The 15,022-nt window shown below is 68.5% G+C and carries 14 protein-coding genes and 2 pseudogenes; 11 read left to right on the top strand and 5 right to left on the bottom strand.

Annotation, left to right across the window (positions count from 1 at the left end; translation table 11 throughout):
• Positions 1-31 precede the first annotated feature (31 nt).
• The 3 genes from LFM09_RS39685 to LFM09_RS39695 are packed head-to-tail and all read left to right on the top strand — an operon-like array spanning position 32 to position 2,784.
• Positions 32-1,396 carry a PLP-dependent aminotransferase family protein gene (locus tag LFM09_RS39685; RefSeq protein WP_414101785.1) on the top strand — a complete coding sequence of 455 codons (1,365 nt, stop codon included), beginning with the start codon at positions 32-34 and terminating at the stop codon, positions 1,394-1,396.
• Entirely contained in the window at positions 1,393-1,698 is a 306-nt protein-coding gene (locus tag LFM09_RS39690; RefSeq protein ID WP_414101786.1) for a hypothetical protein, read from the top strand. Before LFM09_RS39685 ends, LFM09_RS39690 begins: the two co-directional genes overlap by 4 nt.
• 33 nt (positions 1,699-1,731) lie before the next feature.
• Positions 1,732-2,784, top strand: coding sequence for a D-alanine--D-alanine ligase family protein (locus tag LFM09_RS39695; RefSeq protein ID WP_414101787.1), 1,053 nt, complete (start codon positions 1,732-1,734; stop codon positions 2,782-2,784).
• Here the strand turns inward: LFM09_RS39695 and LFM09_RS39700 are convergent.
• Positions 2,781-3,344 carry a DUF3515 domain-containing protein gene (locus LFM09_RS39700; protein WP_414101788.1) on the bottom strand — a complete coding sequence of 188 codons (564 nt, stop codon included), beginning with the start codon at positions 3,342-3,344 and terminating at the stop codon, positions 2,781-2,783. The two genes, LFM09_RS39695 and LFM09_RS39700, sit on opposite strands and share 4 nt — an antisense overlap.
• Positions 3,345-3,363: 19 nt before the next feature.
• Positions 3,364-3,597, bottom strand: a complete 234-nt coding sequence (locus LFM09_RS39705) for an Lrp/AsnC ligand binding domain-containing protein (RefSeq protein ID WP_053736927.1) — start codon at positions 3,595-3,597, stop codon at positions 3,364-3,366.
• Between the two features lie 97 nt (positions 3,598-3,694).
• Here LFM09_RS39705 and LFM09_RS39710 point away from each other — a divergent pair, with 97 nt between their 5' ends.
• The 5 genes from LFM09_RS39710 (at position 3,695) to LFM09_RS39730 (ending at position 7,719) form a co-directional block, all read left to right on the top strand.
• Positions 3,695-4,663, top strand: a complete 969-nt coding sequence (locus LFM09_RS39710; protein WP_414101789.1) for a thiamine-phosphate kinase — start codon at positions 3,695-3,697, stop codon at positions 4,661-4,663.
• Between the two features lie 55 nt (positions 4,664-4,718).
• Positions 4,719-5,129, top strand: a complete 411-nt coding sequence (locus LFM09_RS39715; RefSeq protein ID WP_414101790.1) for a GNAT family N-acetyltransferase — start codon at positions 4,719-4,721, stop codon at positions 5,127-5,129.
• 10 nt (positions 5,130-5,139) lie between these two features.
• Positions 5,140-5,661, top strand: coding sequence for a gamma carbonic anhydrase family protein (locus LFM09_RS39720; protein WP_414101791.1), 522 nt, complete (start codon positions 5,140-5,142; stop codon positions 5,659-5,661).
• 16 nt (positions 5,662-5,677) lie between these two features.
• Complete coding sequence (locus tag LFM09_RS39725; RefSeq protein WP_045310622.1) at positions 5,678-6,352, top strand: uracil-DNA glycosylase; 675 nt, start codon at positions 5,678-5,680, stop codon at positions 6,350-6,352.
• Between the two features lie 149 nt (positions 6,353-6,501).
• Positions 6,502-7,719, top strand: coding sequence for an MFS transporter (locus LFM09_RS39730; RefSeq protein WP_414101792.1), 1,218 nt, complete (start codon positions 6,502-6,504; stop codon positions 7,717-7,719).
• On the opposite strand, the gene LFM09_RS39735 is transcribed toward LFM09_RS39730, so the two are convergent.
• From LFM09_RS39735 to rpmB, 3 genes are all read right to left on the bottom strand, one after another.
• Entirely contained in the window at positions 7,662-8,543 is an 882-nt protein-coding gene (locus LFM09_RS39735) for an NAD-dependent epimerase/dehydratase family protein (RefSeq protein ID WP_414101793.1), read from the bottom strand. The genes LFM09_RS39730 and LFM09_RS39735 overlap by 58 nt on opposite strands.
• Complete coding sequence (locus LFM09_RS39740) at positions 8,540-9,670, bottom strand: nucleotide disphospho-sugar-binding domain-containing protein (RefSeq protein WP_414101794.1); 1,131 nt, start codon at positions 9,668-9,670, stop codon at positions 8,540-8,542. The genes LFM09_RS39735 and LFM09_RS39740 overlap by 4 nt, the downstream gene beginning before the upstream one ends.
• A gap of 162 nt (positions 9,671-9,832) precedes the next feature.
• Positions 9,833-10,024, bottom strand: a complete 192-nt coding sequence (gene rpmB, locus LFM09_RS39745) for a 50S ribosomal protein L28 (RefSeq protein ID WP_030467945.1) — start codon at positions 10,022-10,024, stop codon at positions 9,833-9,835.
• A 148-nt stretch (positions 10,025-10,172) separates the two neighbouring features.
• On the opposite strand from rpmB, the gene LFM09_RS39750 reads away from it, so the two are divergent.
• The 3 genes and pseudogenes from LFM09_RS39750 to LFM09_RS39760 all read left to right on the top strand — a co-directional run.
• On the top strand, positions 10,173-11,783 hold the full coding sequence (locus LFM09_RS39750; RefSeq protein ID WP_414101795.1) for a DAK2 domain-containing protein: 1,611 nt from the start codon (positions 10,173-10,175) through the stop codon (positions 11,781-11,783).
• Positions 11,784-11,797: 14 nt separating this feature from the next.
• Positions 11,798-12,295, top strand: a pseudogene (locus tag LFM09_RS39755) (OB-fold nucleic acid binding domain-containing protein); the annotation flags it as partial.
• Positions 12,296-13,318: 1,023 nt separating this feature from the next.
• Positions 13,319-14,983, top strand: a pseudogene (locus tag LFM09_RS39760) (helicase-related protein); the annotation flags it as partial.
• Positions 14,984-15,022 lie beyond the last annotated feature (39 nt).

Below are 15,022 nucleotides of genomic sequence, written 5' to 3' on the forward strand. Positions count from 1 at the left end.
CGCCATTTTCCGCCGATTTGAGAAGGCCACTTTGGCTGAGACCGCGCTTCCCGTGGCGCTGGACCGCGAGTCGGCCGAACCGCTCGCCGTCCAGCTGGCCGACGCCCTGCGCTCCGCCGCCTCCGAGGGACGGCTCCGCGCGGGCGACCGCCTGCCGTCGACCCGTGCGCTGGCCGACAGCCTCGGAGTGTCGCGCACCGTCACCGCCGCCGCCTACGACCAGCTGCACGCCGAGGGCTGGATCGCCGGTCGGCACGGTTCCGGCACCTACGTCACCACGACCCCGCCAGGCCCGTTGCGCAAACGTTCGCGCAAGGCGGTCGTCCCGGCCATCACCGACTTCGTCGACCTGGGCACGGGCGCGCCGTGGGCGGGCGGCCTGGACCGGGCGGCCTGGCGCCGGGCGTGGCGTGGCGCGGCAGACACACCGCCGCTGTCCCGTCCCGAACGCGCCGGCCTGCCCGAATACCGCGAGGCAATCGCCGAACACCTGCTGCGCCATCGCGGCCTGGCCGTCAACGCCGGCCCGGTGCTGGCGACCGGCGGCACCACCGCGGTGCTGACCGAGATCGCGGTGGCGGTGCTCAAGCGCGACGCCGTCGTGGCCGTGGAGGAACCCGGCTACCAACGCGCCGTGGGGTGCTTCCGCGCCAACGGCCTGAAGGTCGTCCAGGCCGCGGTCGACGCGGAGGGACTTCTGCCGGACGCGGTACCGGACGGGGTGAGCGCTGTGTACTGCTCGCCCGCGCACCAGTACCCGCTCGGTGGCCGCATGTCGGCGGGCCGCCGCGTTGCCCTCGTTGAGCGTGCACGGCGAGACGGCTGGCTCATCATCGAGGACGACTACGACGGTGAGCTTCGTTACGACGTGGCACCGCTGCCGTCACTGGCCGCGCTCGCGCCGGACGTCGTGGTCCACCTCGGCACCACGAGCAAGATCCTCACCCCGACGCTGGGCACGGGCTGGATGGTCGCTCCCGAGCACATCGCCACGACGATCCTCGAACACCGCGACCTGACCGGCACGAGCCCCGCGGCCGCCGGGCAGCGAGTCGTCGTCGAGCTGGCGCGCACGGGCGACCTGGGCCGGCACCTGCGCAAGCTGCGCCGGGAGCTGGCCGAGCGCCGGGCGTTGATCGTCGACACGTTCGCCGACGCCGGCATCGACGTGCTCGGCGACGACGCGGGCGCACACGTCGTGGTGCTGCTGACCAGCGCCGACCAGGAGCGCGAGCTGATGCGGCTGGCTCTCGAACGCGGGCTGCGGGTCGACGGTCTGGCTCGGCACTACGTGAACAGGGCCAAGCTGCACGGGCTCGTCATCGGTTACTCGGCGTGCTCCCGCGAGCAGCTGGTCAGCGCACTGCCCGTCCTGAAGGAGCTGCTCACCCGATGACCTTCGCACCGGCGGAGGGGTTCGCGCTGGACTGCAACCTGTCCGACCTGCGCAGGCACGCGGACGACTTCGCCAAGCGCGCCGGGTTCACCTGTTCGGTGCTCGAAGGAGAAGAGGTGATCGGCTGCGTCCACATCTGTCCGACGCGGGACGACCACACCGTCGCGCGGGTGGATTCCTGGGTGCGGGCCGACCGCGCTGACCTGGACAAGCCGCTCTACGACGCGGTTTCCGCCTGGCCGGCGAACGACTGGATCTTCCCCGAGGTCCGCTACGCCCCGCGACCGTCAACTGGTCAGTAGGCACAATCGCCCAAACGGGTAGGGTCCTGGCCCATGACGCAGCGCAAGACGAGGGTGGCCGTGGTCTTCGGCGGCCGCAGCTCCGAGCACGAGGTCTCCTGCCAGTCCGCCAAGAGCGTCCTCCCGCACCTGGACGCGGACCGCTTCGAGGTGGTGCCGGTCGGCATCACACCGCAGGGGCAGTGGGCACTCGGCACGGACCCGAACGCGCTGGAAGCCGGCGCCGGCAACCTCCCCACGCTGCGCAACCGCACGGACATCGTCGCGATCGAGCCCGGTCAGGCCTTGCAGGACGTAGACGTCGTCTTCCCGCTGCTGCACGGCGCGTGGGGTGAGGACGGCACCATCCAGGGCCTGCTCGAACTGGGCGGCCTCCCGTACGTCGGTCCGGGCGTGTTCGCCAGCGCCGCCGCCATGGACAAGATCTTCGCCAAGAAGATCCTCCAGGCCGAAGGGCTGCCGGTCGGCAAGTTCGTCGCCCTGGACCGCTCCGCCACCACGCTGACCCTCGACGAGCGCGAGCACCTGGGCCTGCCGGTGTTCGTGAAGCCGTCGCGCGCCGGGTCGTCCGTCGGCATCTCCAAGGTCTCCGACTGGGCCGATCTGGACGCCGCGATCTTCGAGGCCCGCCAGCACGACCCCAAGGTCATCATCGAGGGCGCCGTGCCGAACGTGCGCGAGATCGAGCTCGCGGTCCTGGAGTTCCCGGACGGCCGCGTCGAGGCGTCGCTGCCCGCCGAGTTGCGCGCGGTCGCGGACGACGTCGAGTGGTACGACTTCAACGCCAAGTACGTCGACGACACCTACGAGGCCGACATCCCGGCGAAGCTCGACGACGACATCACCGCACAGCTGCGCGAGATGGCCGTGACGGCGTTCAAGGCGCTCGACTGCCAGGGACTGTCCAGGGTGGACTTCTTCCTCACCGAGCAGAACGAGCTGATCATCAACGAGCTCAACACCATGCCCGGTTTCACGCCGATCTCCATGTACCCCAAGGCGTGGGAGGCGACCGGCATGGACTTCGGCACGTTGCTGACCACGTTGATCGAGACGGCGATCGCCCGCGGCTCAGGCCTGCGCTAGGGCGTCGTCTTGACCGGCTGCTTCGGCAGCAGGTCGCGCACCGTCGCTGAGATGTCCTGCAACGGCCCGGTGCCCGCGTCGTCGGGCACCGTCAGGGCCACGTACGCGCCGCGGTCCACGACCACCCAGGTGGAGCTGCCCGAACCGGGCAGCTGCAACCACTGCACGTCCGAGATCACCCGGAGTTGAGAAGTCTGCGAGAGCTCGGACGGGCGGGGGAGCCCACAGCGCAGGACCACCGGATCGTGTGCGGCGTCCCCCCACGCGACGGCGGCGAGCGGCGCGGGCGCGGCGAGTTCCCGGCGCGGCAGCGTGTCCTTCCCGGACGGCAGCTGCAGCGGCAGTTTCGGGATCAGGGACACACAGGTTTCCGAGCCGGCGTCCGGTGCGTCGATCGAGACCAGGGCGAGAGGACCCGTGCGACCGGGCACGTCCTGGGTCTGCTCCTCTTTGCCGAGCACGAGACCGAGCGCGGCGAAACCGACGACGAGCACCACGGCGAGCCCGACCGCCACGAGCAGCGGCCGGGACAGCGCCGACGTGGATTCCTGCTGAGTCACCCGGTTATGACAACACGGGCTACAGATGCACGACCGGGCAGGTCAGCGTCCGCGTGATGCCTTCCACATTCTGGATGCGGGCGACCACGAGCTGGCCGAGCTGGTCGACGGTGTCCGCTTCTGCGCGCACGATGACGTCGTAAGGACCGGTGACGTCTTCGGCGGTGGCGACCCCGGTGATCCCGGAGATCTCGGAGGCGACTGCAGCGGCCTTGCCGACCTCGGTCTGGATGAGGATGTATGCATGCACCACGGCGTGCCCCTTCGTCGCGACAGGTTGGGTCGAGGTAGGAACGTGTCACGCAACGTACCCCAGTTGGGGTTCCGAATGCTCAGATTGGGAGGCAACTTTGCGTCCGGAGCCGCCGCGCGACGCGGAGACGGTCGCCGATGTGGGTGAGTTCAATCTCATCCACCGGGTGACGACCGGCCGGGCGCAACCGGAGACGACCATCCTCGGTCCCGGTGACGACGCGGCAGTGGTCGCCGTCCCGGACGGGCGTGTCGTCGCCTCGATGGACGTGCTGGTCGAGGGTGTCCACTTCAGACTCGACTGGTCCAGTCCCGAGCAGGTGGGCCGAAAAGCGGCCGCGGTGAACCTCGCGGACATCGTCGCGATGGGAGCGTTGCCGTCGGCTCTGCTGGTCGGGTTCGCCTGTCCCGCCGACACCCCCGCGTCCGTCGTGGAGGGGATCATGTCGGGACTCTGGCAGGAGGCGGCGACGGCCGGCGCCGGCATCGTCGGCGGCGACATGGTCAGCTCCGCGACGCTGGTGATCTCGATCACGGCCATGGGCGACATGAACGGACTTGAGCCGATCACACGTTCCGGCGCGCTCGTCGGCGACGTCGTGGCGGTGACCGGACGACTCGGCTGGGCCGCCGCCGGACTCGCCGTGCTCGGCCGTGGATTCCGTTCGCCGGTCGGCATCGTGAACGCGCAACGCACGCCCGAGCCGCCGTACGAGGAAGGGCCCAAGGCCGCCGAGGCGGGCGCCACGTCGATGATCGACGTCTCGGACGGACTGCTGCAGGACCTCGGCCACATCGCGGACTCCAGCGGGGTCGCGATCGACATCCGCACCGAGCTGCTGCCCTTGCACCCGCGGCTGCTGGACGTGGCCTCGGCGCTCGGCGGTGACGCACGGCACTGGGCGCTGACCGGAGGCGAAGATCACGCGCTCGCGGCGACGTTCCCCGGCCCGAAGGCGGTCCCGCCGAACTGGACCACCATCGGCACGGTCCGCGCGGGCGAGGGCGTGACGGTGGACGGCAGGGTTTATGAAAAACCTCCTGGCTGGGAGCACTGGCGCGCGTAGACTGCCCGATGTGGAACTATGCACGCGCACGTATGACCATCCAGACTCGGTCAAGATGATCGCCGACCTGCAGCAGGTCTACGTCGAGCGCTACGGCGACGTCGACGTCACGCCGGTCGACCCGGCGCAGTTCGCCCCGCCGCTCGGCTACTTCGTCATCGGCTACCTCGACGGCGTGCCCGTGGCGTGCGGTGGCTGGCGCATCAACGAGGAGCTCGACGGCGCCGCGGAGATCAAGCGGATGTACGTCGTCGACTCGGTGCGCGGCAAGGGCCTCTCGCGCCTGATCCTCGCCCACCTGGAGGAGACCGCGCGCGAGGCGGGTCTGCAGCGAATGGTGCTGGAAACCGGTCTCCGCCAGCCGGAGGCGATCAGCCTGTACACGACCAGCGGGTACGAGCAGATCGACAACTTCGGCGTGTACCGCGACCACCCGGAGAGTCGCTGCTTCGGCAAGCCGTTGTAGGTTCGGGCGCATGGCCATCTATGCGCTGGGGGACTACACGCCGCAGATCCACCCGGACGCGTACGTGCACCCGGATGCGACGGTGATCGGCGACGTGCGGATCGGCGCGCACTCGTCGGTGTGGCCCCAGGCCGTGCTGCGCGGCGACTACGGCCGCATCGAGGTCGACGAGCGCACGTCGATCCAGGACGGCACGGTGATCCACTGCACCGAGGTCCACCCGGTGCACATCGGTTCGTCGTGCGTCATCGGCCACAACGTGCACATCGAGGGCGCGACGGTCGCGGACGAGTGCCTGATCGCCTCGGGTTCGGTGGTGCTCAACGGTTCCATCGTCGAGAAGGGCGCGATCGTCGGCGCCGGCGCGGTGGTCTCGTTCGACGGGCACGTCCGCGAACGCACGATGGTGCTTGGGGTTCCGGCTCGCGAGCGTGCTGGATATGTTGTGCCAGAACAGGCCTGGGCTTTCATCGTCGAGAAATATGTGCAGAACATCGGTCTGTACCGGGAGAAGCTGCGCCGTCTGGACTGAGATAGGGTTCACAGCCGTGGCTCGTCCCCTCAACGAAGTTGTCGAAGCCGGTTGGGCTGAAGCTCTCGCCCCCGTTGCTGACCAGATCGCCGCCATGGGTGAGTTCCTGCGCGCGGAGGTCGCCGCCGGCCGCACCTACCTGCCTGCGGGCGAGAACGTGCTGCGTGCGTTCAAGCAGCCGTTCCACCAGGTGAAGGTGCTCATCGTCGGGCAGGACCCGTACCCGACGCCCGGCCACGCGGTCGGCCTGTCGTTCTCGGTGGCCCCGGATGTGCGGCCGATCCCGAAGTCGCTGGTCAACATCTACAAGGAGTACGCGGAGGACCTCGGTCACCCGCTGCCCTCGAACGGCGACCTGACCCCGTGGTCCGAGCGCGGCGTGCTGCTGCTCAACAGGGCGCTGACCGTGCAGCCCGGCAAGGCGAACTCCCACCAGGGCAAGGGCTGGGAGGCCGTGACCGAGCAGGCGATCAAGGCTCTCGCGGCGCGTGACGCACCGCTGGTCTCGATCCTCTGGGGCCGCAACGCGCGCAACCTGCGTCCGCTGCTCGAACCGTTGCCCGCCATCGAGTCCGCGCACCCGTCGCCGCTGTCCGCGCACGCCGGGTTCTTCGGGTCGAAGCCGTTCAGCCGGGCCAACGAGCTGTTGGAGAAGCAGGGCGCGGAACCCGTTGACTGGAAACTTCCGTAGTGCTGTGACCGGCGGCCTCTGTCCCGTATTTCGGTGGTCAGACGGGCGCATCGTGGTGCTCTGCTGAGCATCGGAAGACGCGGCGGAGGCCGCCGGTCACAGCACTTAATCGATTGCCCCCGCTTGGTTCCTGACTAGCGTCGGGAATCATGCGGGGGAATCGTGATCTGAAGCTGCTGGCGTTCGGTGCGGCCGTCTCCCAGTTCGGCAACTCGCTGTCGCTGCTGGTGCTGGTCTTCTGGGCTACACCGATCAGCTCGTTGCTGGTGGCCGCGATCCTCGTCGCCGAACTGCTGCCGATCGTGCTCGGCGCACCCTTGGCGGGACAGCTCGTCGACCGGCTGCCCAACCGCAGATTGTTGATCTCCGCACTGCTTCTGCAGGGCGTCGCGATCACGGCCATCGCGCCGTTGATGGGCCAGCCCGCCTTCGTGGTGGCGCTGGTGTTCCTCTCCGGCTGTGGCCTTGCGGTCGCCGTGCCCTCGACGTCCGCTCTGGTGCCGCACATCGCCGGCGAAGAAGAAGCGACGCGGGGTTACGCGTGGATCGGCACCGCGCGCAGTGTCGGCAACATCGCCGGCGTCACCGGTGGTGCGCTGCTGGCCGGCTTCTTCGGACATCCTGCCGCGATGGTGATCGACGGCATGACGTTCGTCGTCTACGCGGCGCTGCTGGCCTTCGTGAGGTCGGAACGCAGGCCTACCGGTGAACACTCCGCGCGTCCCAGTGCGCTCGCCGGCATTCGGCACGTCCGGCGGGATCCCGTGCTGTTCGCGGCGATCATCGGGCTGGCGTTCTTCGTCGGCGCCGTCGTGGTGATCAACGTGGCCGACCCCGCGTTCGTGCGGTTCGTGCTGCACGGCGACGAGTTCCTGCTGGGCGCCATGCAGGCGTGCTGGACGGTCGGCATCCTCGTCGGAAGCCGGCTGGCCGCTCGGCTGAACACCGTTCCCCAGGTCGCTTACGCGCTCGCGATCACCGGCATCACCACGGGCATCGCGGTGCTGATCCCGGCCGCCTTCCCGTTCGTCGTGGCAGCCGGGATCGGGTGGCTCATCGGTGGCATCTCCAACGGCGTCGACAACGTCACGATGAACGCCATCGTCCGGTTGCGCACCCCGGAGGAGATGCGCGGCCGTGCGTTCGCCGCGGTCGGGTCGATGGTGACCGGCGCGAACCTGGTCGGTACGGCCGCTGCAGGGTTGTTGTTGCTGGTCATGGGCCCGCGAGCGGTGTTCGCGCTGGGCGGCACCGGTGCGTTGCTCAGCGGTGTCGCGTGTCTGGTGTTCGTGCACCGGGCCCTGCGGCGTCAGGCCGCCAGCGGCAGCGTCGACCGGTACCAGGACACGGTTTCACCGAGGCCCTGACGCAACGGCCGCGGCGTCACCAGCTCGTACATCCGCGTCGTGTCGAGCGCTCGTGCGGGCGCGCCGGTCGGTTTGGTGAGGTCGAGCCGCACCCGTTCCGGCACGTCCAGCAGCGCGCAGAGGGTGCGGGCGAGTTCGAGGATCGAGATCGTCTCGCGGGTCGCCACGGTCAGCACGTCGTCGGTGTGGTGGGCGATCATCTGCAGGATCGCCGCCACGACGTCGTGCACGTGCACGAACGACCGCGTCTGCGAACCGTCGCCCCAGATCTCGACGTCCTGGCCGGAGGCGATCCGGTTGATCATCGCGGGGATCACGCGGTCGAGCTTGTCGCGCGGGCCGTAGACGTTCGACGGCCGCGGCAGCAGGATCCGCATGCCGTACTGCTTGCGGTACTGCTCCGCCAGCAGCTCCACCACGGACTTCGAGAGCGCGTAGCCGTTGTCCGACTCCACCGACGCCTCGGCGGAACTGACCAGGACGACGTTCTCGACGCCCGCGTCTCGTGCGGCGTTCAGCACGTTGGACCCGATGCGCAGGTTCGTGTCGAAGATGAGAGCGGTGTTGTCGCGCTTGAACGCCGCGTTGCCGTCCATCGCCGCGGTGTGGATCACCGAGTGGGCGTTGGGGGCCGCGTACCGCAGCAGCGCGCGGAGCTCGTTCTCGTCGAGCAGGTCCAGCGGGAACGTCTGGAGGTTCGGCGCGGTGAACGGCGGCGGGTCCGTGCGGTACAAGGCGATCACGCGGGTGTCGGTGCTCAGCAGGGTTTCCACGACGTGCGAGCCGATGAAGCCACCTGCGCCGGTCACCACGACTGTCTTCACGATTGCGCCTCCACTAGGGCGATGAGGGAGGAGGCGACGGCTGCGGGTGGCGGCAGTGCCCGCATCTCGTCGCGGATCTTCTCCGCTGCCACGCGTGGTGCCGGGTCGTCCAGCAGCCAGGCGACGTGGTCACGGACGGATTCCGCGGTGATGTCGTCTCCGATGAGTTTGGCGGCGGCGCCGACGGCTTCCGCGCGGTCGGCGTGGCGGTGCTGGTCGCACATCTGCGGCAACGCGAGCTGCGGCAGGCCCGCGTGCAGCGAGGTCATGGTCGTGCCCGATCCGCCGTGGTGCACCACGGCGTCACACGTCTTGAGCACCTGGTTGAGCGGCATCCAGTCCACGACGCGGGCGTTGGCCGGCAGTGCTCCTGGATCCAGTGCGCCGCCGCCGGTGATCACCAGGACCTCGGCGCCGGTCGTGGCGAGTCCGGCGAGCACCGTGCGCAGCACCCGGTCGTGCTCTCCGCCGGGGACGGGCACGCTGCCGAGCGTCACGCAGATCCTCGGCCTGGTGCGCGGTTCGAAGATCCACGACGGGAGCACGCCCGAGCCGTTGTACGCGGTGTAGGCCATCGGCGACCCGGCCGGTGCGTCCGGGTACTGCAGCGCCGGGGGACAGACGTCCACTTCGAGTGCGGGCTCGTCCGGGAAGCCGTGTTCGCGGTGAACCGGTGCGAGGGTCGCGGCCTCGGCGGGCGCCAGCTCCGGTGGCAGCGCGACACCCCAGGTGTGCCGGACGAGCGGAACACCGAGTCGTGCGGCGGCGATCGGCCCCGCGTACTCCCACGGTGTGTGCATTACGGCATCCGGGCGCCATCTCTCGGCCAGATCGATCACCTTGGGGACCGTGAAATGGGCGATTTTCGCGTAATGCTCGGTGACGTGCTCGATCAGAGCTTCTGTCACATTCCCGGAATAAAGTGTGTGATTCGAGTCTCGGAAAACTTCCCGGATCGATACCTGTCCTACCGCTGTGGCCGGGAGGCCAGTAGCGGCTCCCACCTGCGTGAACTGGTCTGGCAACGCGAGCAGCACGTCGTGCCCGGCGTTGTTCAACGCCCAGCTGAGTGGAATAAGCGGATACAGGTGCCCGTAACCCGGACAACTCGTCACCAGGACTCGCACACATCCAACGTATGCGTAAGTTCAGGAGCGTTTCAACATCGTCTTGATTGGCGAGTCAACTACACGTCTTGTATGGGTTTTCGAGTAGTGGTTCTCTGCGTGAAAAAACAGAAGAGCCCGGCCGGAGCCGGGCTCTTCTGAGTTCTAGCGCTGTGGCGGTGATCAGCCGCGCACGACCTTGCCAGCCTTCAGGCAGGACGTGCACACGTTGATCCGCTGGCGCTGCGAGGCCGAGACCTTCGCGCGCACAGACTGGATGTTCGGGTTCCAGCGGCGGTTCGTCTTCCGCTGGGAGTGCGAAACCGAATGGCCGAAGCCCGGCCCCTTGCCACAGACGTCGCACACGGCAGCCACGTCAGCCACTCCTTCAGGTTCCTCAAGCGGTAAGTCTCGCGTCCCGGTGGGCGCGCAAGCGTGCACAAGCCTCAACCGGGCACGGCAACCCAGCTAGGGTAGCTGGTTGATTAACCCGCGACCAAACCGGGTGGATACCCTCGCCGCCATGCAGGTCATGGATGCGGTCGCGGTGCGCAGATGGGCGGACGCGTGCGTGCGGTCGTTGGACGCCAATCGGGAGTCCATCGACCAGATCAACGTCTTCCCCGTGCCGGATGGTGACACAGGTACGAACCTGCTGCACACGATGCAGTCGGCGCTCGACGCGCTGCTGCGGTCGCCCATTTCCACAGTCGGTGACGCGCTGTCGGCGTTGGCCCGCGGCGCGCTGTCCGGAGCGCGCGGGAACTCCGGCGTGATCCTGTCCCAGGTGCTCAGGGGGCTGGCGGAGACCGTGCAGGAGGTCTCGCTGGTCACCGGTTCGGCGTTGCGCAAGGGCCTGCACCGAGCGGACGAGCTGGCCACCGCCGCCGTGTCCAATCCGGTGCCCGGCACGGTCCTGACGGTGCTGCACGCCGCGTCGGAGGCTGCTCGCGACTGTGAGTCGGACGAGCTCGACGAAGTGGTGATGGCGGCGTCGCGCGCGGGTGCGGTCGCGTTGGCAGACACGCCGCGTCAGCTCGCCGTGCTGGCCAAGGCCGGGGTGGTGGACGCCGGCGGGCGAGGGCTCGTTGTGTTGTTGGACACACTGGCAGCGGTGATCACCGGTCAGACCGTGGAAACGCCGATGGACGCGCCGCTGCTGCCGCGCACGCCCGAGTCGCTGACGACCGAGCGGGAGAGCGGGTCGTCGGAGTTCGAGTACGAGGTCATGTACCTGCTCGACGACACCTCCGAGGAGGCGGTCGTGGAGCTGCGTGTTTCGCTGAACCTGCTCGGCGACTGCGTGTCGGCGGTGGGTGACGGTGCTTCTCTGTGGACCGTGCACGTGCACTGCAACGACATCGGCGCGGCCATCGAGGCAGGTGTGCGCGCTGGGCGTCCGCACCGCATCACGGTGGCGCGGTTCGCCGACCAGATCGCCGCGCAGGCTTCGCGGTTCGTGCGCGACCGTTCGATCGTGGTGGTGGTGAGCGGCGCCGTGGATCTGTTCCGTGCCGAGGGCGCCACGGTCTTCGACCTCACTACTTCTCCTGCGACGCCCACGGACCTGTTGTCGTCCATCGTGGCGACGCGCGCGCGTCACGTCGCGGTGTTGCCCGGTGATCCGGACATCCGTGAGGCACTTGATGAGGCCGTGGCATACGCACAGGCTGCTGGGCAGGACGTAGTGGTGGTGCCGACGTTCTCGCCCGTGCAAGCTCTCGCCGCGTTGGCCGTGCACGACTCTTCCCGGCGCGCCGGTGACGACGTTGTCGCGATGGCCGAGGCCGCCGCCGCCACGCGCCGCGGTGAGCTCTCGATCGCCGCCGACGAGGCGTTGACCTGGGTGGGTCGCTGCCAGCCCGGCGACCTGCTGGGCATGCTGGACGGCGAGGTCGTGCTGATCGAGCCAGGTCCTGCGTCCGCGGAGTCGTTGCTGGACCTGTCGTGCCGCCTGGTCGACCGCATGCTGAACGGTGGCGGTGAGCTGGTGACGGTGATCCTGGGCGCCGATGCCCCGGACGGCCTGGTCGACGTGCTGGAGGACCATCTCCGGGTCACCCATCCGGAGGTCGAGGTGACGGCCTATCCGGGCGGCCAGCCGGACGCGGTCATTTTTGTCGGTGTCGAGTAGTTCAATGGGACGCGATGATCTCCTTCGACGACAAGCTGCAGCCGTTGCTCGGCAAGAAGTCCGCCGACGCACTGGAGACCGGCCTCGGCCTCACGACGGTCGGTGACCTGCTGCGCCACTACCCGCGCCGTTACGACGAGCGCGGGAAGCTGACGGACATCCGGTCCCTGGAAATCGACGAGCACGTGACCGTGCAGGCCGAGGTCCGCAAGTGCACCAAGCGCCAGATGAAGGCGCGCCGCGGCCACATGACCGAGGCCGTGATCACGGACGGCACCTCCGAGCTGCACCTGGTGTTCTTCGGCAAGGTGGCCTTCGTCGCCGAGCAGGAGCTGCTGCCGGGCACCCGCGCGCTGTTCGCCGGCAAGGTCGGCCGCTACCGCCAGAACCTGCAGCTGGTGCACCCGGCGTTCGAGATCCTCACCCCGGAGCAGGACGGTTCGTCGTTCCTGCAGACCTTCCTGCCCGTCTACCCGGCCTCGCAGCACATCAACACGTGGAACATCGCGAACTGCGTGAAGCAGCTGCTGGAGATCTGGGACGGCGTGCCTTCCGACCCGCTCCCCGAGGACTTTCGTTCGGAGCAGGGCCTGATCGGCCTGGAGGAGGCGCTGCGGGCGATCCACCGCCCGGACAGCTGGGCGCAGATCTCGGTGGCGCAGCAACGGCTGAAGTGGGACGAGGCCCTGGCCGTGCAGCTCGCGCTCGCCCAGCGCCGCAAGGCTTCCACCGCTCGTCCGGCTCCTTCGTGTGCCCGCCGGTCCGGCGGCATTCTGGACGCTTTCGACGCGCGGCTGCCGTTCAAGCTGACGGGTGGTCAGGTCGAGGTCGGCGCGCAGATCTCTTCGGACATCGAGTCTGTTGTGCCGATGAACCGCTTGCTGCAAGGGGAAGTCGGGTCGGGCAAGGCTCAGCCGCTCGACTCACTCGTGCTCACGCCCAGCGGTTTCATCCGAATGGGTGAGGTTCAGGTTGGGGACGAGGTGATCGCGGCGAACGGTGAGATCACCGTCGTGACCGGGGTCTTTCCCCAAGGCGAGCGAGACGTCTATCGGGTGGTGCTTTCTGACGGACGCAGCGTGGAGTCCGACCTGGAGCACCTGTGGGCCGTGAACACGACCGTGCGCAGAGCTCGCGGAAACCCGGTCAAAGTACTCACGTTGCGCGAGATCCGCGACGATTTGACCACGGCGAGCGGTGCGTCGAAGTGGCATCTGCCGGTGGTGCAAGCGCCCGAGTTGGACTGCCTGACCGAACGGCCGCTGGACCCGTACCTGCTCGGACTGTTGATCGGGGACGGCTCGCTGCTCAACGGCAGGGTGATGTTCACCAGCGCTGACCCGGAGCTGCTGGTCGAACTGATGGCCGCCCTTCCAAAGGGGGCGCACCTCGCCAAGCCGGACTGGGCAAACAAGTACGACTGGTTCGTGAACGGATGTCGCAAGGGCACGAACCCGGTTCTGAACGCGCTGCGAGAGCTTGGTGTCTACGGCCACGTTGCAAGGGACAAGTTCCTGCCGCAGAACTACCTCGTTGCGCCAGTCAAGGTTCGTCACGCGTTGTTGCAGGGGCTGTTGGACACCGACGGCACGCTCGCCGCCAAGCAGGGCTCGAACGTGACCTTCTTGTCGGCGTCTCCGCGGCTCGCCGATCAGGTCGGCTGGCTGGCTGAGTCACTCGGCGGCACGGGCAGGGTCCGCCCGGTCGAGAAAATGGGGAAGACGTATCACCTCGTCAGCCTCCGCCTGCCGAACGAGTTTCCGCCGTTCCGGCTCACTCGGAAGGCAGACCTCGTCAAGGAACGCACCAAGTACGAGAAGCCGGTGCGCGCGATCAGGTCTGTGGAGTTCGTTGGGCGCAAGCCTGTCCAGTGCATCTCGATCGCTCACCCGGACCAGTTGTACGTCACCGATCACTTCGTGGTCACCCACAACACCATGGTCGCGTTGCGAGCAATGCTCCAGGTGGTCGACGCCGGCCGTCAGTCCGCGATGCTCGCACCCACGGAAGTCCTTGCGGCACAACATGCTCGTTCGTTGACCGAGATGCTCGGCGACCTCGCCCAAGCCGGTCAGCTCGGTGGCGCGGAGGACGCCACGCGCGTGACGTTGCTGACGGGCTCGATGAACACCGCTCAACGCCGCCAGGCCCTGCTCGACATCGTGACCGGCGAGGCGGGCATCGTCGTCGGCACGCACGCGATCATCCAGGAGAAGGTGGAGTTCCACTCGCTCGGTCTGGTCGTCGTCGACGAACAACACCGCTTCGGCGTCGAGCAGCGCGCCGCCCTCTCGGCGCGGGGGGAGAAGGAGAACCCGCACGTCCTGGTGATGACCGCGACCCCGATCCCGCGCACCGTGGCCATGACCGTCTACGGCGACCTCGAAGTCTCGGCCCTGCGCGAACTACCCGGCGGCCGCTCACCCATCAAGACCTCGGTCGTACCCGTGCGCGAAAAGCCCGCGTGGCTGGACCGCGCGTTCGCCCGTGTGCGCGAAGAGGTCGCCGCCGGCCACCAGGCGTACTTCGTGTGCCCGCGCATCGGCGACGAGGAACCCGCGAAGTCCTCGGAAGACGACGACAAGCGCCCGGCCCTGTCCGTGATCGACGTGGCGAACATGCTGTCCGCCGGCCCGTTGCGCGGCCTGCGCGTCGAAATCCTGCACGGCCGCATGCCCCCCGACGAGAAGGACGCCGTGATGCGCGCCTTCGCGGCCAACCAGGTCCAGGTGCTCGTCGCCACCACCGTCATCGAGGTCGGTGTCAACGTCCCGAACGCCACGGTCATGGCCATCATGGACGCCGACCGCTTCGGCGTCTCGCAGCTCCACCAGCTGCGCGGCCGCGTGGGCCGCGGTTCGGCGCCGGGGTTGTGCCTGCTGGTCACGGAGATGCCGGAGATGACGGCCACCATGGAACGCCTGCGGGCTGTCGAGTCCACTCTGGACGGATTCGAGCTGGCGCAGCTGGACCTGGAGCTGCGGCGGGAGGGCGACATCCTCGGCGCGGCCCAGTCGGGGCGGCGGTCCGGGTTGAAGATGCTGTCGCTGCTGCGCGACGAGGACATCATCGCGGACGCACGGGTGGCGGCCCAGCAGGTGGTGGACGCGGACCCGGACCTGGAGAAGCACCCCGGGCTGGCCGGGATGGTGGCCACGCTGCTGACTGAGGAACGGGCCGAGTTCCTGGAGAAGACCTAGTAGTACTTTGTTAGGTCTCGGCGTGTCGTGGGGACGCGG

Source organism: Lentzea alba, assembly GCF_047445655.1.
GTDB lineage: Bacteria > Actinomycetota > Actinomycetes > Mycobacteriales > Pseudonocardiaceae > Lentzea > Lentzea alba_A.

Coding starts and splice junctions, on each gene's coding strand:
- LFM09_RS39690 (WP_414101786.1), top strand. CDS start 1,393: ATGACCTTCGCACCGGCGGAGGGGTTCGCGCTGGACTGCAACCTGTCC.
- LFM09_RS39695 (WP_414101787.1), top strand. CDS start 1,732: ATGACGCAGCGCAAGACGAGGGTGGCCGTGGTCTTCGGCGGCCGCAGC.
- LFM09_RS39715 (WP_414101790.1), top strand. CDS start 4,719: ATGATCGCCGACCTGCAGCAGGTCTACGTCGAGCGCTACGGCGACGTC.
- LFM09_RS39720 (WP_414101791.1), top strand. CDS start 5,140: ATGGCCATCTATGCGCTGGGGGACTACACGCCGCAGATCCACCCGGAC.
- LFM09_RS39730 (WP_414101792.1), top strand. CDS start 6,502: ATGCGGGGGAATCGTGATCTGAAGCTGCTGGCGTTCGGTGCGGCCGTC.
- LFM09_RS39750 (WP_414101795.1), top strand. CDS start 10,173: ATGCAGGTCATGGATGCGGTCGCGGTGCGCAGATGGGCGGACGCGTGC.